The organism is Pelorhabdus rhamnosifermentans (assembly GCF_018835585.1).
Taxonomy (GTDB): Bacteria; Bacillota; Negativicutes; order UMGS1260; family UMGS1260; genus Pelorhabdus; species Pelorhabdus rhamnosifermentans.
Map to the genome: position 1 here is coordinate 1 of NZ_JAHGVE010000047.1, position 18,823 is coordinate 18,823.

Annotated in this window: 20 protein-coding genes; 16 read left to right on the forward strand and 4 right to left on the reverse strand. The window is 38.5% G+C overall.

All coding sequences use genetic code 11. The features are described 5' to 3' along the window. From Ga0466249_RS27940 to Ga0466249_RS25035, 3 genes are all read right to left on the reverse strand, one after another. The coding region (locus Ga0466249_RS27940) for an FAD-dependent oxidoreductase (protein WP_376769324.1) at nucleotides 1-101 on the reverse strand (101 nt) is incomplete at its 3' end. 338 nt (nucleotides 102-439) lie between these two features. Next, complete coding sequence (locus Ga0466249_RS25030; RefSeq protein ID WP_215832225.1) at nucleotides 440-1,966, reverse strand: recombinase family protein; 1,527 nt, start codon at nucleotides 1,964-1,966, stop codon at nucleotides 440-442. Nucleotides 1,967-2,004: 38 nt separating this feature from the next. Then, nucleotides 2,005-2,148, reverse strand: coding sequence for a hypothetical protein (locus tag Ga0466249_RS25035; RefSeq protein ID WP_215832226.1), 144 nt, complete (start codon nucleotides 2,146-2,148; stop codon nucleotides 2,005-2,007). A 408-nt stretch (nucleotides 2,149-2,556) separates the two neighbouring features. Between Ga0466249_RS25035 and Ga0466249_RS25040 the strand changes: the two genes are divergently transcribed. The 13 genes from Ga0466249_RS25040 (at nucleotide 2,557) to Ga0466249_RS25100 (ending at nucleotide 14,633) form a co-directional block, all read left to right on the forward strand. After that, entirely contained in the window at nucleotides 2,557-3,426 is an 870-nt protein-coding gene (locus Ga0466249_RS25040) for an amidohydrolase family protein (RefSeq protein ID WP_215832227.1), read from the forward strand. Nucleotides 3,427-3,498: 72 nt separating this feature from the next. Continuing rightward, nucleotides 3,499-4,491 carry an aldo/keto reductase gene (locus tag Ga0466249_RS25045; RefSeq protein ID WP_215832228.1) on the forward strand — a complete coding sequence of 331 codons (993 nt, stop codon included), beginning with the start codon at nucleotides 3,499-3,501 and terminating at the stop codon, nucleotides 4,489-4,491. 47 nt (nucleotides 4,492-4,538) lie between these two features. Beyond that, nucleotides 4,539-4,967: an RbsD/FucU family protein gene (locus Ga0466249_RS25050; RefSeq protein WP_215832229.1), complete on the forward strand. Its 429-nt coding sequence runs from the start codon at nucleotides 4,539-4,541 to the stop codon at nucleotides 4,965-4,967. A 32-nt stretch (nucleotides 4,968-4,999) separates the two neighbouring features. Next, on the forward strand, nucleotides 5,000-6,346 hold the full coding sequence (fucP, locus tag Ga0466249_RS25055) for an L-fucose:H+ symporter permease (RefSeq protein WP_215832230.1): 1,347 nt from the start codon (nucleotides 5,000-5,002) through the stop codon (nucleotides 6,344-6,346). A gap of 124 nt (nucleotides 6,347-6,470) precedes the next feature. Then, the gene (locus tag Ga0466249_RS25060; protein ID WP_246589046.1) at nucleotides 6,471-6,905 is read left to right on the forward strand and encodes an AAA family ATPase; all 435 of its coding nucleotides are present in this window, start codon (nucleotides 6,471-6,473) and stop codon (nucleotides 6,903-6,905) included. Continuing rightward, nucleotides 6,890-7,492: a GTPase domain-containing protein gene (locus tag Ga0466249_RS25065; protein ID WP_215832231.1), complete on the forward strand. Its 603-nt coding sequence runs from the start codon at nucleotides 6,890-6,892 to the stop codon at nucleotides 7,490-7,492. The genes Ga0466249_RS25060 and Ga0466249_RS25065 overlap by 16 nt, the downstream gene beginning before the upstream one ends. Next, nucleotides 7,473-8,063: a UbiA prenyltransferase family protein gene (locus tag Ga0466249_RS25070; protein WP_215832232.1), complete on the forward strand. Its 591-nt coding sequence runs from the start codon at nucleotides 7,473-7,475 to the stop codon at nucleotides 8,061-8,063. The genes Ga0466249_RS25065 and Ga0466249_RS25070 overlap by 20 nt, the downstream gene beginning before the upstream one ends. Further along, nucleotides 8,060-8,278, forward strand: coding sequence for a hypothetical protein (locus tag Ga0466249_RS25075; protein WP_215832233.1), 219 nt, complete (start codon nucleotides 8,060-8,062; stop codon nucleotides 8,276-8,278). Before Ga0466249_RS25070 ends, Ga0466249_RS25075 begins: the two co-directional genes overlap by 4 nt. A gap of 198 nt (nucleotides 8,279-8,476) precedes the next feature. Continuing rightward, nucleotides 8,477-10,297: a GTPase HflX gene (hflX, locus tag Ga0466249_RS25080; RefSeq protein ID WP_215832234.1), complete on the forward strand. Its 1,821-nt coding sequence runs from the start codon at nucleotides 8,477-8,479 to the stop codon at nucleotides 10,295-10,297. Then, nucleotides 10,282-11,544 (forward strand): methionine gamma-lyase family protein, encoded by a 1,263-nt coding sequence (locus tag Ga0466249_RS25085; RefSeq protein WP_376769323.1) that lies wholly within the window; start codon nucleotides 10,282-10,284, stop codon nucleotides 11,542-11,544. Before hflX ends, Ga0466249_RS25085 begins: the two co-directional genes overlap by 16 nt. A gap of 89 nt (nucleotides 11,545-11,633) precedes the next feature. Beyond that, a complete protein-coding gene (locus Ga0466249_RS25090; RefSeq protein WP_215832235.1) occupies nucleotides 11,634-12,425 on the forward strand; it encodes a tetratricopeptide repeat protein in 792 nt (263 codons plus the stop codon). Nucleotides 12,426-12,448: 23 nt separating this feature from the next. Then, on the forward strand, nucleotides 12,449-13,204 hold the full coding sequence (locus Ga0466249_RS25095) for a PRC-barrel domain-containing protein (protein ID WP_215832236.1): 756 nt from the start codon (nucleotides 12,449-12,451) through the stop codon (nucleotides 13,202-13,204). A 49-nt stretch (nucleotides 13,205-13,253) separates the two neighbouring features. Further along, a complete protein-coding gene (locus Ga0466249_RS25100) occupies nucleotides 13,254-14,633 on the forward strand; it encodes a VanW family protein (RefSeq protein ID WP_312889835.1) in 1,380 nt (459 codons plus the stop codon). Nucleotides 14,634-14,700: 67 nt separating this feature from the next. Here Ga0466249_RS25100 and lexA read toward each other — a convergent pair whose 3' ends face one another. Continuing rightward, complete coding sequence (lexA, locus tag Ga0466249_RS25105) at nucleotides 14,701-15,330, reverse strand: transcriptional repressor LexA (protein ID WP_215832238.1); 630 nt, start codon at nucleotides 15,328-15,330, stop codon at nucleotides 14,701-14,703. A 187-nt stretch (nucleotides 15,331-15,517) separates the two neighbouring features. Between lexA and Ga0466249_RS25110 the strand changes: the two genes are divergently transcribed. The 3 genes from Ga0466249_RS25110 to glpK all read left to right on the forward strand — a co-directional run bounded on the left by Ga0466249_RS25110 (nucleotide 15,518) and on the right by glpK (nucleotide 18,650). Next, nucleotides 15,518-16,111, forward strand: coding sequence for a glycerol-3-phosphate responsive antiterminator (locus tag Ga0466249_RS25110; RefSeq protein ID WP_215832239.1), 594 nt, complete (start codon nucleotides 15,518-15,520; stop codon nucleotides 16,109-16,111). A gap of 241 nt (nucleotides 16,112-16,352) precedes the next feature. Continuing rightward, entirely contained in the window at nucleotides 16,353-17,078 is a 726-nt protein-coding gene (locus Ga0466249_RS25115) for an MIP/aquaporin family protein (RefSeq protein ID WP_215832243.1), read from the forward strand. A gap of 72 nt (nucleotides 17,079-17,150) precedes the next feature. After that, complete coding sequence (gene glpK, locus Ga0466249_RS25120) at nucleotides 17,151-18,650, forward strand: glycerol kinase GlpK (protein WP_215832240.1); 1,500 nt, start codon at nucleotides 17,151-17,153, stop codon at nucleotides 18,648-18,650. Nucleotides 18,651-18,823 lie beyond the last annotated feature (173 nt).

Genomic DNA, 18,823 nt, shown 5'->3' on the forward strand with positions numbered 1-18,823 from the left:
AGTAATACCACATCAAGTTGGTATTTCGATAACTTTCTGGCAATCGCTGTACCGACAATACCGCCGCCAATAATGATGACATCTGTTTTATGGGTTGTCATTTTTTCACTTCCTATCTAACCACAGTGGGTTATGAATGAGAATAAGCACAAAAAGAGAAGCCAAATAGATGCCTAATTTTTTAGACATTTATTTGGACTTCTCTTTCGCTCTTGTCCACGTATTAAATTATATTGATCTGATATAATTATTATACATTATTTTAGATATTCCTGCTTTGTTCAGAATAATTTATTCTTAAATTGCAATAAGAAGTTGAACTAGTTGTGCCAAGAAAGGTTTATTCGGTTTTAGCAAAGCGGAATGACAGGCTATGCTGCACAGATCTGATCGAGGGTTGTTCAAATAATTCAGCAGAGTAAAGCAACTCAGCTTATCTTTATTTTAGTTTAAGCTTAACATTGATCTCGGGGCGGCTTCCACGGCCACGGGTGTTGTCAATTCGTTCAACGATAGCCCTGTCTAGGATAGCTCGTAATGCAGCTTTTTTTTCTTCCATGGTAAAGCTGCTTTTGTCAAGATTGAGCTTAATTGTAGAAGCAATCTCATCGTCGGATCGAATATGAGCGATAGTGGCCAATTCGGCTTCGTACGTTTTTTTTATTTGAGCGATGTCAGCTAATTGTCCAAGTATGTTCTTCAATTGGCTTTCAACTTCATTTTCAGTCAGCATTTTTTTCCGGAACCAGCGTAGTACTGTATCTTTTTGTTGCATCAGTTCTTCTTCTGTTTTTATCATTTGATCGAGTGCTGTTTTATATTTTAGGATATCTTTCCGTTCGGGGACGTCCTGAATAAATTCGGCAATTTTGTTAGGAGTGTGGCAGAGTTTCATCAAGTAATCAAATACATATTCATCAAGTAATTTAGTAGGGATTTGCCTAGCTGTACAGGATTTTTGTTCGGAATAAATGTAGGATGAACTTCTTTGGCTTAGACAGGCGTAATAACTTATCAGTTCTTTGCAGCCAGAATGGGAGATTACCATAGCTCGCCCGCATCTGGCACAAGTGACTAATCCATTTAAGAGATAATCCCGCTTCAAATTGCGTTTGGCAAAGTCTTTGTTTTCGTGAAGCTGATTTTGTGCAGCTTGCCAGGTTACTTCATCAATAATTGCTGGAACGGATATTGGAATCCACTCTGATTCTGGCCGAAGAATCCGTTTTTTTTTGCATAAACCAATCTTTTTATAGTGGTATTTCATAGAGTTGATAATACCTTTATACAGGGTGTTGGTTAATATTCTATGGATGCTAGAAACAATCCAGGCATTTTTGGCGCGGGGAGAAGAAATACCTCGTGCATTAAGCTCTTTACATATCCGGGCGGTGCCCATTTTTTGTTTAACGATAAAGTCAAAGATCATTCGAACAATTGTGGCTTCCATTTCGTTGATTACATAGGTGTTTTTTTCAGCATCAAAGGTATATCCGAATGGTTTGGCATCGCTTATAACCATTCCTTTAGCGGCTTTTCCTCTTTTACCACGCATAGTACGTTCCTTGATTTTCTCCTTTTCCAACTGCGCCAGTAAACCGCGTATTCCGAACATAAACTTACCGTCCGGAGATTGGTCGTAATTGACAGCTACAAATTTAAGTTCAGCCCCGGACTTGTCAATTTCTTCGGCTATTATCAGCTGATGCATCAAATTTCTTGCCATTCGGTCGGGGTCGTAGAAAACTACCAAATCAAATTTCTTAGATTTTACGGCCTCGCGTAACTTAGTAAGATGGGGCCGCTCAATAAATTCCGCCGAATAACCATCATCGACAAATTCTTCAATATGGCCCGCCCCTAGTTCAAGGGCACATTTACGACAGGCTTCAAGCTGAGTATCTATTGAATAGCCCTTTTCGGCTTGTTGATCTGTAGATACGCGGACATATATAGCTGCATTCATAGTCAACACGTCCTTAATTAATATTGGATTTATTGGGCTCATTGCTTTCGTTTTAGTAGACCTTTAATAAGTGGCGACATAAATTTCTTACTATATTCATCTTGCATGGCGGGGTCAAAATTTAATAGAGTTATTTTAATGATTGGGATCATATCTTTCTTAGGCTTATCCACTTTTGCCATTTTCCCATCACCTCGATTAATCGTATGCGGGTGATGTTTGTCTGATTGACGGGAATTAAAAATAAATATTATTTTTTATGGACATTTAAGTGCTTGCATTTTATCAACTGATAAAACATAAGCACAGTCTTCAAGATTTTGATCGGGTATGCTTAATATAATTTCAATATAGATATAGATGAATTTCATTTTTGAAAATAATTGTTAACTTAAATGAATTGCAGCGGAAATATTTTTAGTTTAAGGTTAGAATAATGCTTATATATGCTGTACTTATAAGAAAAAAATGAAAAATTAAAAAATTGGCATTATAATTGCAACGTATGATGTTAAAAGAATAGATAATAAAGGAGCTGAATTTAAGCAGAATGAGATTCTTAATTTAAAAGAAATGGAGAGTATTTTAATATGGCTACAGGACAGAAAATAATTGATACACATAATCATGTATGGAAGTTGCAGCAGAATGAGAACTTTTCTTGGATTTCGAATGATATGAACAGAATTCGACGGGATTTTTTCTTTGATGATTTACAAAAAGTTTTGGTGGATAATCAGGTGATGGGCTCTATTTTAGTACAGGCGATCCCAGTGATAGAAGAATCAGAATGGTTGATGGATCTCGCAGATAAACATGAGATTATCAAAGGTGTTATAGGTTGGTGTGATCTTAGTAAAGGAAGTGAAGCTGTGCAAGCCGTTATAGATCGTTTACGTAGAAAAGGGGCATGGCTCAAAGGAATACGCTTCATGTCACAGGGATTGCCACCAAAACATTTGTTAGAAACTGATTTTATTGAAGGCTGCCGTACCGTAGGTGAAAATGGTCTGATCTATGAATTGTTGGTAACAGCTGAGCAATTACCGCAGACTTTAGAACTTGTTAGAGCATGTCCGGAAGTAACTTTTGTAATTGAGCATATTGCTAAACCAGCGATTAAAGCACAGAAAATTCGTTTTTGGAAAGAAAACATGCAGAAAATAGCGCAAATATCGGATAAGATTTATTGTAAAATATCTGGTATGGTTACTGAAGCGGACTGGCATCATTGGACGCAAAAAGACTTTGAGCCGTATATGGATACTGTTTATGAGGCATTTGGTCAGGATCGAATAATGTTTGGCTCAGATTGGCCAGTATCTTTGGTAGGGGCTGAGTACCATCAGGTTGTAGGAATTGTCAATGAATGGATGGCAAAACATACAGAAATTGATTGTGCTAAAGTGTTTTATAAAAATGCTACCAAAGTTTATAAAATTGCCGATACTATAGATTGAATATTTTAAATACGTATTAATTTAAAAATAATTATTGCTTTTAGGAAAAGGCATATTGAAAGGATGGATATTATGATTAAAACGAATACGATTAAAAGTGTAGGATTAAAAGTACCTGCATTAACTTTCGGCGCATCAGGTATAGGGAATTTATTTCATAAATTATCGAATGCTGATGCTATTGGGATTGCAGAAGGCGCGATAGAAATGGGATGGCATGCTTTTGATGTAGCACCGCATTACGGAAGCAGCTTGGCAGAAATTCGTCTTGGACTTGCTTTGCGTACCTTGGACAGAGATGAATTTGTTCTCTCTACAAAAGTAGGACGTCTATTGATGCCGCGCCAGGAAAGCGGTTTACAGAATGGTGAAGAGTTTTATGACGAAAATCCATTTAACCGGGTATATGATTATTCATACGACGGAATTATGCGTTCGTATGAGGATTCCATACGCAGACTGGGTACTCGCCGTATAGATATCTTGTATGTACATGATATTGGTAAATATGCGCATGGTGATATTCCACAAGAAAGAGAATATTTCAAGACTTTGTGCAATTCCGGGTTTAAAGCATTGGAAGAATTGAAAAAAAGCGGACATATCAAAGCTTACGGCATTGGGGCAAATGAAACAGAGATTATGATGGAAGCTATGGATTATACCGATATGGATGTTGTTCTGCTAGCTAATCGCTATAATATGCTGGAACCTAATCGGGATGAATTTTTTGCTAAATGTGAAAAACGTAATGTTTCAGTAGCTGCTGCTGCAGTATTTGCATCAGGGGTTTTGGTGAAAAAGAATATATCAGAAGGTCATTATGAATATGGCAAAGTGCCCAAAAAGGTATTTGCTAGGGTTGTAGAGATTTCCAAAGTCTGCGATAGGCATGATGTGCCAATTGGTGCGGCAGCAATTCAGTTCCCGTTGCGTAATAAAAATGTTGTATCAGTAGTATGCGGTGTAACATCTATTGAGCAAGTGCGCAAAAATTATGAATGGGCACAATGGGACATTCCGGAATGTTTGTGGAAAGAATTAGCTGAAATTGGTATTAAGTAAGAAATATATTTGTGCTGCGGATTGGAGTGGCGGAATAGGAGGTTATCATGCTGAAAAATATACCCAGCATTTTTACGCCGGAGCTGATAAAAATTTTAATGGAGATGGGCCATGGCGATGAACTTGTACTTGCGGATGGAAACTATCCGTGTAATGGACATCCTTCACGTGTGGTGCGTTGTGATGGTCATGGGATACCGGAGCTTTTAGATGCAATTATGAAGTTTATGCCTTTGGATTCATATGTAGAGCATCCGACCGTTTTAATGGAGGTGCTGCCTAATGATCCGTATGTCCCCGTGATTTGGGATACGTATCGCAAGATCATCGGTGAGTATGAGGAAAATGGTGCCCGTGAAGAGGCGATTAATAAATATGATTTCTATAAGCGGGGTGCGCAGGCATATGCAGTTGTAACTACTAGTGAGAAAGCTATGTATGCAAATATAATTCTTAAAAAAGGTGTTGTTCGATAAGTAAAATAATATGAAAGGTATGGTGAGTAAAAATGTCAGAAAAGTGGGCACAGTTATCTGATGGCTATTTAACAAAGACTCCTATCCTACAGTTTATTTTGATGACGATGTTGTTTCCTTTATGGAGTATTGCTAATGCTTTAAATGATGTTCTGATAACACAGTTTAAGAGTGTTTTTGAACTTAGTAATTTTGCAAGCGCTTTAGTGCAGAGTGCTTTCTTCGGAGGGTATTTTGTAATGGCAATCCCCGCAGCTGTTCTGATGAAAAAGAAATCTTATGTTGTAACGATATTGGTAGGTTTATTTTTTTATGTAGTAGGATGTGTGTTGTTTTTCCCGGCATCGCATATGGCAACGTATAATATGTTTTTAGTAGCTATTTTTGCTATTGCTTTAGGACTAAGCTTTTTAGAAACTTCAGCAAATACTTACAGTACGATGCTTGGTCCGGAAAAGTATTCTACTTTTCGTATCAATTTGAGTCAAACTTTTACGCCTATTGGTAATATCTGCGGTATTCTTTTGGGGAAATATTTAATTTTCCAGGAAGGGGATAGTCTTACAGCCAGAATGGCGCAGATGACACCGGAACAGATACACTTTTTTCGTTTAGATATGTTGCAGTATACATTAGTACCATATAAAATCATTGTTTGTATATTACTGGTATTGTTTCTTTTTTTTGCTTTTATAAAATTTCCGAAATGCAAGCCGACTGTTGATTTGAACAATAATGCAGAAAAAGTGACGTTATTTTCAATGAAAACATTGCGTTATATGTTTGGTGTCAAGAGATTTAGACGAGGACTGCTGGCGATGTTCCTTTACAATGGCATGCAGGCGGCGGTATGGTCATTTACTATTCGTCTGGCTTTGGTTATGGATACATCTATCAATGAAAGAGAAGCAGCTAATTATATGATTGTAAGCTTTATAGTATTTTTCATAGGAAGAGCTATTGCCAGTGCTCTTCTGAGTAAAGTGTCAGCAAACAAAGTATTATGGTGGTATTCTTTATGTGGGTGCTTTTGCCTCGCCTATATAGTTTTAATTCCGAATTTTTCTGTAATGTATGCAGTAGTTCTTGCTAGTGTTTTCATGGGCCCTGGTTATCCGACAATTTATGCTAAATCATTGCAGAATGTAGAACCATCTTATCGTGAGGCTGCAGCGGCAGCGATGGTTATGTCAATTGTTGGCGGAGCAATATTTCCGGCAATTCTAGGATTGGCAGCTGATATAACGGGAATGATGCACATAGCATTCATTATTCCCCTGGTCTGTTTTGCAGTTATTGCTTGGTATTTCTATACTGAAATCAAAGCGGATCAAAAAGGGAGTATAGTTAAAACAAAAACTGTAACAGCAAATAATTGAAATTAAGAATAAGAGCTCGAGCTTCCAGTGGTGCATAACTTAGATGTTGTGCACCACTAAAATAGTTTATGCAAAGACATATAATCAAGCAGCCTACTGGCAATTTGAACAGAAGGCTTTTTTTATGCTTGTTTGTATCTTGAGTTTTGTAAAAGCCATGGAAGATCATAAAGACGAATTCATTTTAATCCTAGCCGGATATCCAAATGAAATGGACTTTTTTTTACGGACCAATCCGGGACTCCAGTCGCGTTTTCCTATTCATCTTGATTTTCCTGATTATACACAAGATGAATTGCTAAAGATTGCCGAACTCATTTGTGTCACACGCCAGTATGAGCTTGCTGAATCAACTAAATTGGCACTACTAGCTATGTTAGCACGGGCGCTTAGTGGTGCAGAACATTTTGGTAATGCTCGAACAGTCAGAAACATCATTGAAAAAGCTATACGCCATCAAGCAGTACGACTTTTTAAGCAACCCACATTTACTCGTAAAGAGTTACTTCTTTTAGAACCTGCTGATTTAAGGGAGGTAGGGTTATGCAAGAATGTGTAATTGTTGGGCGACCTAATTCAGGAAAAACAGTTTTTGCTATTCAATTTGCCCATTATATGGGAGCCAAAAGTGTTGATATTACGGCAAAATCACCAGATAATTTGTTAACCTGCAGGCATTATACGATTGAAGAAGCCAAAAGGGAACTTTGTAGCAATACTTGCCACAAAACGCGCAGCCTTCAGTCAATGATTATCAAAATGACTGTTGGTAAAGCGCAAGTTCTATTCAAATTAACGGATACATGCGGGCTTACTGAAGAAATTCATTCCGATCCAGCCATCCGTTATGGCATGGCGCAGACACTAAGACTAATGCGTACGGCAAATTTAATTTTACATATGATTGATGTATCTCAGCGATCTGATATTCTTCATAAAGAAGAAACAATTGACCGTGAAATTTATCATTATGGTATTACACGCAAGTTTTATATTATTTTAGCCAATAAAATGGATTTACCTATAGCCAAACAGGGATTTGGGCAGTTAAAATCGAACTTTCCTAGTGCTTTAATCGTGCCTGTTTCAGCGCTTTATAATCATGGATTGGGGGAAGTGAAATCTTATGTGGCATGCAATATCTGAGGTTTTCCTGCCCTTCTTAGCAGTTCTGTTTACAGCTGTTTCAGTCAAATTGGCGGACGATTATTTAGATGAAGAACAAGATGGACTGTTAGGAAAATTTAATTTTACGCATTACTTAGGTAAAGGAATACCTATCTACGGGTTGCTCAGTCTGGCTGTCGCTGCAACGTTAGACGCTACCGTCAGTGTTCCCCTGTTTTTAGCCTGTTATATCCTGGGGATGTGTCATGACACTGGTAGTCATTATCCGCTCGGGCTTACAGGAATTCAAGAAGGATTACTTGTCTTATTATTTGGCTATGTGTGGTTCGGTTGGAAAGTATTCAGTTTTTCTTTACTGTTTATTTTCGCTGTGCAATGCCTAGATGATTGGATTGATGCAGAAAAAGATCGGCAAGTGGGAAAGAAAAATTTTGTCCATTTGTTTGGAAAAATAGAATGTATATTGCTGGCACTCATTTGTTTCAGTCTCGCCTGTTGTATTAATGTTTGTTTGTTTATCCCTACATTGGCAGGATTTATGCTAACTTATGTTGCATTAATGAAGTTCGAAAGGGGGGACTCAAAGTGATGGGATGGATCAGTCTGGCTCTTTGCTGTTTGTTTATCGGTTTTGTTTGGGGTAAAGCCGTAGGGAAACACTTAGGAAAACAATTGATGAAAACAGCGCTGCCCTTACAAATACGGCAACAATCTTTGGAAAAGGGGTACTGTATATTCTGTCATCGTGTTTTTCGCTATCAATTACGGTTGCTCAAAGACTCTGCTCGTAAAAAGTCTTATTAAATCTATGTATGGTTAAGAAAGTGTTAATTGCCCCCGTGTAGCCGTTTTCATAGAAGAACGAGTGAGAAAGCTTGGCAAAATTTCTTTGAGTAGTGTAAAATATACTATATTAGTACAAAATGATAGTTGATGCTTACTAGAGGCTACTATAGCCTCTAGATTATTTTTGATTATCAAATTTTAAAGGAGGTGAGTGCTATGCCGGAAGTTATAGGTGAGTTATCAGGTATTCGGAAAAATGTCATTGAACAATTAAAAGGGCTATATGATCTCTCTGTTCCTTATGGGCAAATTGTTACGAATGAACTTGCCGAAAAATTAGCTGTTCTCACATGTCAGATTAGTCGGGAAATTGCCGTCTATCTGAATCGGCATGGTCAAATAACGAGTGTTTCTGTAGGGGATCAACGGACAGTTTCCTTGCCGGAAATCAATGGTCGTCGTGCTAAACATCGTTTAAGTGGAATACGCTGTCTTCATACACATCCAGGTGGTAACAGTCTGCTAAGTGCCGTAGATGTATCAACGCTCAAAGAGATGCATTTTGATCTCATGGTCGCTATTGGAGCTGCTGATAGCAGTGTTACATCCTTGAGTATGGGATTTATTACGGAAATTGTTGATGATAAAGAACAGTTTGAGCAGATGGGTCCGTTGACATTACAAGACATGACAGCAATTGACTTTGGGTATTTGTTGTCCATTATTGAACGTAGACTTTCTTTAAGTACAAAAACGCATTCTCTTCAGGAAGAAGAGCGGGCAATCCTCGTTGGTATTGAACGTAAGGGTAGCTGGGATGTAGAAGATTCACTGAATGAGCTTGAAGAATTAGCCATTACGGCTGGAGCCAGTGTGGTCGGGCGTTTCTGGCAAAAACGTGATAAACCAGACAGTGCTTTATTTATTGGGCGAGGCAAAGTTCAGGAAATTAGTTTGGCTAAGCAAGAACTTGAAGCGAATTTAGTTATATTGGATGATGAACTTTCGCCTGCTCAGCAACGTAATCTTGAACAATTGTTAGGTATTAAGGTAGTGGATCGTACGGGCTTAATTTTAGACATTTTTGCCCAACGGGCTCGAACGCATGAAGGCAAGCTTCAAGTCGAACTGGCACAGCTACGCTATGTTTTGCCAAGACTCGGAGGTCAAGGATTGGTTCTTTCCAGGTTGGGGGGCGGAATCGGTACAAGAGGGCCTGGTGAAACAAAGCTTGAAGTGGATCGTCGACATATTCGTTCCCGTATTAGTGAATTGGAACGTGAGATTAAATGTGTCAAAAAACAGCGACTCTTGCACAGAGAACAGCGCGAAAAAAACAACTTGGCAACAGTATCTCTTGTCGGTTACACCAATGCAGGTAAATCAACGCTCTTAAACGCTTTAACTCAGGCCGACGTTTTGGCGGAAGACAAGTTATTTGCCACACTAGATCCAACTACACGTAAAATTGAGTTGCCTAGTGGTCGTGAGGTCTTGCTAACAGATACAGTGGGGTTTATTCAGAAATTGCCTCATCAGCTTGTAGCTGCTTTTCAGGCTACTCTAGAGGAAGTGACTGAGGCTGATCTATTGCTTCATGTGATAGATGCCAGTCATCCTCTTTATGAACAGCAAAGTGATGCTGTCTGGCAAGTTCTTAAGGAACTACATTGTGAAACCAAACCAGCCATTACCTTATTTAATAAAATTGATAAAATTGCCGAATCCGAAAGTATTACGCGCATGACACGGCTATCAGGAAGTATTGCCCTATCTGTCCTTCATCCTGATCAGGATGAGGGGCTAGCCCCTCTCTTAAAGTTAATTGATGAACATTTACCCTTGCATTGGATTTCTTGTTTATTGAAAATTCCTTATGATGCTAGCGCGAAACTAGCCCAATTATATGAACTGGCAAAGGTGAAAAATGTCGATTATCAAGATCAGGGGATTTTGGTTAAAGTTTCGCTTCCTTCTGAGTATTTTGAACGTTATAATCAATATGTAGTGGAGATGGATACATGTCAACGTGGATAAATCAAACTTTTTCAACTAAACTTCGAGAAACAAAAATGCAAGCTTTAGCTGCTATTGAGCCTGCATTTCGAGAAATCGATGAAATTGCACAAATGAATACGGGACGAGTCTTAGATGCCTTTCGTCGTTACCAACTGTCTGACTATGACTTTCGCCAAACAACAGGTTATGCTTATGGTGATGCGGGACGCGACAAGCTTGAACAAATTTGGGCTGATTTATGCGGTGCTGAACAAGCTTTGTTGCGTACGCAATTTGTATCAGGAACCCATGCTTTAACTTGCGTCTTGTTTGGTATTTTGCGTCCTGGTGATGAACTTTTAGCTGCTACAGGCGCTCCTTATGATACCATACAAACGGTCATAGGTTTTAGCCAGCCGACGGCTGGTTCGCTTATCGATTGGGGCGTAACGTATCGCGAGCTTGCTATGACGGATCAAGGAATTGATCTTGAACGTTTGCCCGCGATGATTACTGATAAAACAAAAGTTGTGCTGTTGCAGCGTTCTCGTGGCTATAGTCTGCGTAAAACATTAACAATTGACGATATTAAACAGGCCTGTGCCAGAATACATGCTATCAAACCTGATTGCATTTGTTTTGTTGATAACTGTTATGGCGAATTTGTTGAATCGTGTGAGCCTACGGCAGTAGGTGCTGATGTTATTGCGGGATCGCTCATTAAAAATCCCGGTGGCGGTATTGCGCCAAATGGCGGCTATGTAGCTGGACGAAAAGATCTCGTTGAACTTGCTGCTTATCGATTAACAGCACCTGGTCTTGGTGCTGAGCTTGGAGCTTCCTTAACAGGGAATCGTTTGCTTTATCAGGGCTTATTTTTAGCACCTCATGTTGTTGCCCAAGCAGTTAAGGGCGCTATTTTTGCTGCTGCATATTTTTCATTACTTGGCTACAAGGTCTTTCCGCAAGCAAATGAAAGTCGAAGCGATATTATTCAGGCCATTACATTAGGTTCACCAGAAAAAATGGTTGCTTTTTGTCGCGGTTTGCAACATTTTTCACCAGTTGATGCACATGCTTTCCCTGAACCAAGTGGTATGCCTGGTTATGCCGATGCCGTTATTATGGCGGGGGGAACCTTTATTCAAGGATCTTCTATTGAATTAAGTGCTGATGGACCGATACGTGCCCCATTTGCCGTATATCTTCAGGGCGGTCTTACTTTCGAACATTGCATCATGGGTGTCATGGGAGCTGCGGCTGAATTAGAAAATGTTGATCGCTGATACAGTCTTCGGTATTTAACAGGAAAAAGAAGAATTATGTCGAATAATATTAACTTGAAATAACATGTTACAACTTTTCGGTGATAACTATGGAATATTTTATTGTATTCATTGCGACTTTGGGTGTCGCAACGTATTTCGTTTATGTAGCAGCAAATAAGAATTTTCACATTGATTTGCGGCTTAAACCGCTTATTTTGTGTGCTTGTTGTGCTTTATTCATTGGCAATTTTTTACTGCGATTTGTTGGCAGTTTTGTCGGTTTTGTAGGTGTGATTACTCTTGTACTGGTTTGTGCGGTAGTATGTTCTTATTTAACTTTCCGCAATAAACCTGTTGAAGAAAATGATTTTTTTGACGATTTTATTATGGCACAACAAGAAATGTGTTCGGACAGCTTCTTACCGGATGAAGTGCAACAAAACGAAATTTTTTTACCTGAATCAAATTCGGTAATGGAAAATGAACAAAAACCCATCTCCAATTCTCTTGATCAATTACTAGAACAGGCATTTACACAAAAAAGCGAATTACAATTAGCGGCTGCCTTAAAAACCTTTAAAACTGCCTTATTATTATATGAAGATACTGATAATGCCCCCATGATTATCGTTGAAATGGGCAGTATTTTTAAAGCCCTTGGTCAATATGATGAGGCTATTCAACTTTTTTCTGAAGGACGTAACTTACCCTCAGTCAAGAAGAATAACAGATTAAATCAGCAATTTATTGAGATGATTGCTTTTTTGCGTATCATCAAAGCCAATTTATTAGAGCACCAGATCGGTTTTGTTCCTTATGATAAAATTCCTTTAGCTTTCATCCATAAAATCAATGATGAGTTCCAGGAATGGCTTAGTTTAAGTCATTCCAAACCATAATTTGGGGAGGAAAATTGAATCTTATGAAGAAATGTACGGAAATTATTGGACTACCTGTAATAAGTATTGATGATGGCTGTGAACTGGGGTTTGTAAGAGATATTGTCATTGATGCGTCAGCTAGAGAAGTGTCAGCTTTGCTTGTAGAAGATAAGAAATGGTTTATGGGAGCAAAACTTTGTCCTTTTGTAGCTATTAGCGGAATTGGCCAATCAGCTATTACTATTGAAAAAAGTGAAGCAATTATTTCTGTACTTGATTCCACAGAAGCACTTGCATTGCTAGCTACTGAAATAACCATAATTGGGTCGAAGATTCTTACTAAGGCCGGAGAATTTCAAGGTAAAATTACTGATATGATCATTGATGAAGCAGGGAAAATTGTAAATTTTTATGTGGAAGATATTCATAGCAAATTAGCAACAATTTCAGCGGAGCAAGTGGTTACATTTGGTAAAAGAGTAACGATTACAAATGATGTTGTACCTGTGACACCAGTCCTTTCATCCGATTTTATTTTGAATGAGCCTATTTCTAGAGAAAATGAGCAACATCTAAGCGATGAAATAGCACCAGTAAATGAGCAAGCTTCAGATGTATCTGTTAAAAATCTTGATTATCGGCAGAAAAAATATCTTATAGGCAAGAAATCCAACCGTCGCATTGAGACAGACAAAGGAATTCTTATTGTTGAACAAGACGGGAATATTACAGAAGAAGTGATTCAAAAAGCCAAATTGTCTGGAAAATTTGTCGAACTTTCCATGAGTATTCAATAATCCCTGCTTTGTGTAACTATTTTGGTGATGTTAGGAAGTGTACTTGACTGTGCAACTCTCTTTTCAACAGCGGCGTATTACTTATATCGCCTTATTTTCAGGAATTATTTTTTTATTTACTTCAGTTAGTTTTATTGCGGCGAATGCAACTTTTTTAGTACATGATCAGATTTATCAAGGTGTAACTATAGATAATATTGCAGTGGGAGGTCTAGCTAGGGAAGCAGCGCAACGTAAAATTGAAACGGTTCTGCAAGAACGTATTACGCAATATCCCATTGTTTTAACAGAAGAAGACAAATCTTATCTCGTTCGGCCAGATGATATTCAACTTCAATTTGATTCAGCGGAATTAGTAAGGCAAGCTTATGGAGTGGGCCGCAGTGGGAACGTATTTACACAATTGAAAGATTGGCTTACTGTTTTTAGTGTTGGGCGTACCATACCGCTAAATCTTCATTACAATCATGATCAACTAGAAAAATTTATTAAAAAACTTGTACCACAAATTGATAGAGAAGCGCGTAATGCTACTTTAGTCATTCGTGATGGAAAACCTTTTGTCAAGAATGAACTGTTTGGTAAAAACACAGCTATAGACAAAACTATCGCCGCGTTTGATAACGAGCTTAGTCATCATGCGTCATTTAATCTTCCGATCATTGTGGAACAGATTCAACCTGCCGTTGTAGCTGCTGATCTGAATAATATTGATAGTCTGTTGATATCTTATACCACGCATATCAGTGATAAGAGTATCAATCGCAATGATAATATTCTTCTCGCTGCCAGCCATCTTGATGGAAAGTTAATTAAACCGGGTCAAATATTTAGTTTTAATGATTCCATTGGATCCCTCCAGGAGAAATTTGGGTACAAAGAAGCTCCTGTTTTGATTGACGGAAAAGTCGTATCTGATGTAGGTGGGGGAGTTTGTCAAGTAAGCAGTACCTTATATAATGCCGCGTTGTTAGCGGATATGACTATTTTAGAACGAAATTCTCATTCTAGTCCGCCTGACTATGTTCCGTTAGGGCGCGATGCTACTGTAGCGGATAACATATTGGATTTACGTTTTCAAAATACTTCAGTAAATCCTGTTTATATTGTGAGCGAAGTAGTTGGAAACAAACTAACCATTTATATTTATGGTAAAGACAATCCAGATGCGCCAGATATTCATATTGTGACAACAGATGAAAAAGTACTTGAACCAACAACGGTTATCAAAGACGATGATTCACTTACTGTAGGAAATGAAACGATCGAAGCCTCTGGACAACAAGGTTATGAAGTGACAACATATCGAATTAAATCTAAAAATGGACAGGAAATCAGTCGTGAATTCCTTGCAACAGATAAGTTTTTGCCAAGTGAGCAAATCATTAAGCGAGGGACAAAAGCGCCCGAAGATGGTGAAATAGGATAAAAAAAGAAACAGGTGTAAACTTTTTGTTTGCACCTGTTTCTTTTATAATATATTAGTGAAACCGTTTTTATAATTGACGAAACACAGCAATAACTTTTCCTAAAATGCGAACAGCATTACTATAGATGGGATCCATCAAATCATTTTCCGGTTGCAATCGAATGCAATCTTTTTCTTTGAAAAAACGCTTTACTGTGGCTTCATCATCCCCTACTAGTGCGACAACAATATCGTGATTATTAGCAGATTCTTGTTCACGAACAATGATTAAATCGCCATCAAATATGCCCGCATTAATCATGCTTTCACCCTGTACAGTGAGCATAAATACATTTTCATTATTTTTTAATAACTCTGCTGGAATCGGATAAGTTTCTTCAATATTTTCATCAGCAAAAATAGGTTGCCCTGCCGTCACACGTCCTAATAGAGGAACAGGAGTTACGCTTTTTTGTCGCCACGAAGCATCTTCCATGACTTCAATGGCTCTTGGTTTCGTTGGATCACGACGAATAAAGCCTAATGTTTGTAATTTTGTTAGTTGACTGTGGACAGTTGAACTGGAACTGAGACCGACAGCTTCACCAATTTCACGAACAGAAGGGGGATAGCCTTTTTCACGCAGTGTATCTCTTATGTATGAAAGGATTAATTTTTGCCGATTTGTTAATGATAATTCTTTCTCATTACTGTGCACAGATTTTTCACCCCAAAAAAAGTTTTGAATTTATTCATATTATAGCATGTTTGGGCGATTTTTCAAACGCGTGTTCGAAAATAAGTCTTCCTCTCATATCCATTTTAAGAAAATAGAGGCAAATTACTTTGATATGAAGAATAATAACAATTAATAAATGAACTGAAAGGAAGCTGATGTAATCCTTATGTTAACACAAAATCTTCTTAAATTGCTGTGTACTCATTCGATTATCCCTGCTGCACGTTCTATTGAGGATTTCAATTTTGCCATAGAGAAGACAATCGCACCAAGTGTTATCTTATTATTTGCTGACATTCTGTCGTTACCTGCACTTTTAGAACATGCGCGTACCTATCATAAAAGGGTACTTGTGCATTTTGACTTATTACATGGAATTGGCAAAGATGAAATAGGTATAAAGTTTCTAGCCCGGATGGGGGTGAATGGACTCATTACAACAAAGTCCCATTTGTGCCGCTTAGCTCGCGCGGAAGGAATGATTGTCATTCAACGCATCTTTTTGACAGATTCTGAAGCTATGCGAACAGGTATTAATTTATTGCATAAATTTCAACCCGATGCCGTAGAGATCTTACCTGCTTCTATTCCGGCGTCTGTTGTGAAACATTTTAGCGAGGAAACAAGAGTTCCAATTTTAGGCGGAGGACTTTTGACGACGCCGCAAGATATTCAATCGGCATTAAATAGTGGTCTTGCTGCAGTGAGTACGAGTCGTCGCGAGCTGTGGAATGAATTAATAAGTTCAGAACATAAATAAATTTATTTTTTTTAGAAGAATTAGAAGGAATTTTCTGAATCAACAGCTAATACTATATATTGTAAAATAATAAAATACATTAGGACGTGAATAATAGAGAAGTCCAGGTAACTATCTTGAGTAGTCAAGAGGGTTTACTATGGATTTCTTTTTTGTGTGCCTAATCAAAAAGGAGGGAAATAAAGGCAAAATAAACTACTTAGAAATTCTTTTTATTCTTACTTCAAAAAAAGGGGGAATCATAATGAGTTATTTTGCAGGTGAAGTATTTGGTACAGCCATTTTAATTATTTTTGGTGCCGGAGTTGTGGCAGGAGCTGTCCTTAAAAATTCTAAATCACAAAATCAAGGATGGTTGGCAATAACAACAGGTTGGGCATTTGGTGTAATGCTGGGGGCTTTTTGTGCAAATGCCTTGGGAGCGCAGGGTGACTTAAATCCAGCAGTTACTTTTGCGAAATTGCTCATTGGTACTTATACAGTATCTGATGCAATATTAATTGTTATTGCTGAATTTATTGGTGCATTTATTGGTGCTACCGTTACCTGGCTGGCTTATTTACCTCACTGGGAAGCTACGGACGATAAACCTGGAAAACTAGGTGTTTTCTGTACTGGACCAGCTATTCGTAATTATACAGCAAATTTACTTTGTGAAATTATTGGTACGACTGTGTTAGTTCTTGGTATCTATGCTATTTTCTCGAAAAATGTCGGTGGCATTGCTCCTGGTATGGGTAACTTTTTAGTTGCTATCCTTATCTGGGGAATTGGTCTAAGCTTAGGTGGTCCCACTGGATATGCGATCAACCCGGCTCGTGACCTCGGTCCTCGGATTGCCCATGCCATTCTTCCTATTGCAGGCAAAGGGGATTCAGATTGGGCTTATTCCTGGGTTCCTGTTGTAGGTCCGATGATTGGCGGCGGATTGGCGTTTATTATTGGCAGAGGACTTGGATTCCTATGATACTTTAAGAATCGTAACGTTTGCAGATACTAATAAAATATTGACAAAATACGGATAGGGGTGTGAATCATAATGAGTAAGAAATATATTTTAGCTTTTGACCAAGGTACAACAAGTTCCAGAGCTATTTTATTTGACCAAGATTCCAACATTGTTGCCGTAGCACAAAAAGAATTTACGCAGATTTTTCCGAAACCAGGTTGGGTAGAGCATAACGCTAATGAAATCTGGAGTACGCAAGTGGGTGTGGCTTCCGAAGTAATTGCAAAAGCCGGTGTTGATCCGAAAGAAGTTGCAGCTATTGGTATTACCAATCAACGTGAAACAACGGTAGTGTGGAATAAACATACAGGAAAGCCCGTTTATAACGCCATTGTGTGGCAAAGTCGTCAGACAGCAAGTATTTGCGATGAATTTAAAGCGCAAGGATTAGTGCCGCTCTTTCGTCAAAAAACTGGATTAATCTTGGATGCCTATTTTTCAGGTACGAAAGTAAAATGGATTTTGGACAATGTAGAAGGAGCCCGCACAAGCGCCGAAAAGGGTGATCTCTTATTCGGTACGATGGATACATGGCTTATTTGGAAATTAACAGGCGGTAAGGTTCATGTGACGGATTATTCCAACGCATCTCGTACCTTAATGTATAATATTCGCGAACTAAAATGGGATGAGGAATTGCTCAAGATTTTGACTGTTCCAGCTTCCATGTTACCTGAAGTGCGTTCATCAAGTGAAGTTTATGGTGAGATAGACAAAAATGTGATTGCCGGGTTAGGCCATATTCCTATTGCCGGTATTGCCGGAGATCAGCAAGCTGCTTTGTTTGGTCAAACTTGTTTTGATCCTGGAATGGCGAAGAACACTTACGGAACAGGTTGTTTCATGTTAATGAACACAGGTGAAAAATTTGTTGAATCCAATAATGGCCTATTAACAACGATCGCCTGGGGTATTGACGGAAAAGTCCATTATGCTTTGGAAGGCAGTATCTTTGTTGCTGGTGCAGCTATTCAATGGCTGCGTGATGGATTGAAAATCATTGAAACTGCACCTGACTCAGAGTATTTTGCTAAAAAGGTTGCTGATACGGATGGAGTCTATGTTGTTCCAGCTTTTGTCGGCTTAGGAGCGCCTTATTGGGATATGAAGGCCCGCGGTGCTATTCTTGGAATAACGCGTGGAACAACCAAATGTCATATTATTCGTGCCACATTGGATTCGTTATGCTATCAAACGAAAGATGTGCTAAGTGCTATGACAGCTGATTCAGGCATTACATTACAAGCCTTAAAAGTCGACGGTGGCGCAGTGGCAAACAATTTGCTTATGCAATTTCAAAGTGACATTTTAGGTGTTGCAGTGGATCGTCCGCAAGTAACTGAAACAACAGCACTAGGAGCTGCTTATCTTGCTGGTCTTGCTGTAGGTGTTTGGAAAGACAAACAGGATTTGGTGAAAAACTGGAAGTTAGATACGCAGTTTAAGCCAACTATGGATAAAGATAACGTAGATAAATTATATGCTGGTTGGCAAAAGGCAGTTAAACGCTCAATGGATTGGGAAGACTAGGCAAAAGAGTGAATCGCACCGTATTTTGCGGTGCGATTCACTACAATTACAGGTCCATTAGGAAGTGAAAAAATGACAACCCATAAAACAGATGTTATCATTATTGGCGGCGGTATTGTCGGTACAGCGATTGCCAGAAAGTTATCGAAATACCAACTTGATGTGGTATTACT

Bases quoted from the DNA above. Each gene is read 5' to 3' on its own strand.
- Ga0466249_RS25030 (WP_215832225.1), bottom strand. From the start codon at position 1,966: ATGAATGCAGCTATATATGTCCGCGTATCTACAGATCAACAAGCCGAA.
- Ga0466249_RS25035 (WP_215832226.1), bottom strand. From the start codon at position 2,148: ATGGCAAAAGTGGATAAGCCTAAGAAAGATATGATCCCAATCATTAAA.
- Ga0466249_RS25040 (WP_215832227.1), top strand. From the start codon at position 2,557: ATGGCTACAGGACAGAAAATAATTGATACACATAATCATGTATGGAAG.
- Ga0466249_RS25045 (WP_215832228.1), top strand. From the start codon at position 3,499: ATGATTAAAACGAATACGATTAAAAGTGTAGGATTAAAAGTACCTGCA.
- Ga0466249_RS25050 (WP_215832229.1), top strand. From the start codon at position 4,539: ATGCTGAAAAATATACCCAGCATTTTTACGCCGGAGCTGATAAAAATT.
- fucP (WP_215832230.1), top strand. From the start codon at position 5,000: ATGTCAGAAAAGTGGGCACAGTTATCTGATGGCTATTTAACAAAGACT.
- Ga0466249_RS25060 (WP_246589046.1), top strand. From the start codon at position 6,471: ATGCTTGTTTGTATCTTGAGTTTTGTAAAAGCCATGGAAGATCATAAA.
- Ga0466249_RS25065 (WP_215832231.1), top strand. From the start codon at position 6,890: ATGCAAGAATGTGTAATTGTTGGGCGACCTAATTCAGGAAAAACAGTT.
- Ga0466249_RS25070 (WP_215832232.1), top strand. From the start codon at position 7,473: ATGTGGCATGCAATATCTGAGGTTTTCCTGCCCTTCTTAGCAGTTCTG.
- hflX (WP_215832234.1), top strand. From the start codon at position 8,477: ATGCCGGAAGTTATAGGTGAGTTATCAGGTATTCGGAAAAATGTCATT.
- Ga0466249_RS25085 (WP_376769323.1), top strand. From the start codon at position 10,282: ATGTCAACGTGGATAAATCAAACTTTTTCAACTAAACTTCGAGAAACA.
- Ga0466249_RS25090 (WP_215832235.1), top strand. From the start codon at position 11,634: ATGGAATATTTTATTGTATTCATTGCGACTTTGGGTGTCGCAACGTAT.
- Ga0466249_RS25095 (WP_215832236.1), top strand. From the start codon at position 12,449: ATGAAGAAATGTACGGAAATTATTGGACTACCTGTAATAAGTATTGAT.
- Ga0466249_RS25110 (WP_215832239.1), top strand. From the start codon at position 15,518: ATGTTAACACAAAATCTTCTTAAATTGCTGTGTACTCATTCGATTATC.
- glpK (WP_215832240.1), top strand. From the start codon at position 17,151: ATGAGTAAGAAATATATTTTAGCTTTTGACCAAGGTACAACAAGTTCC.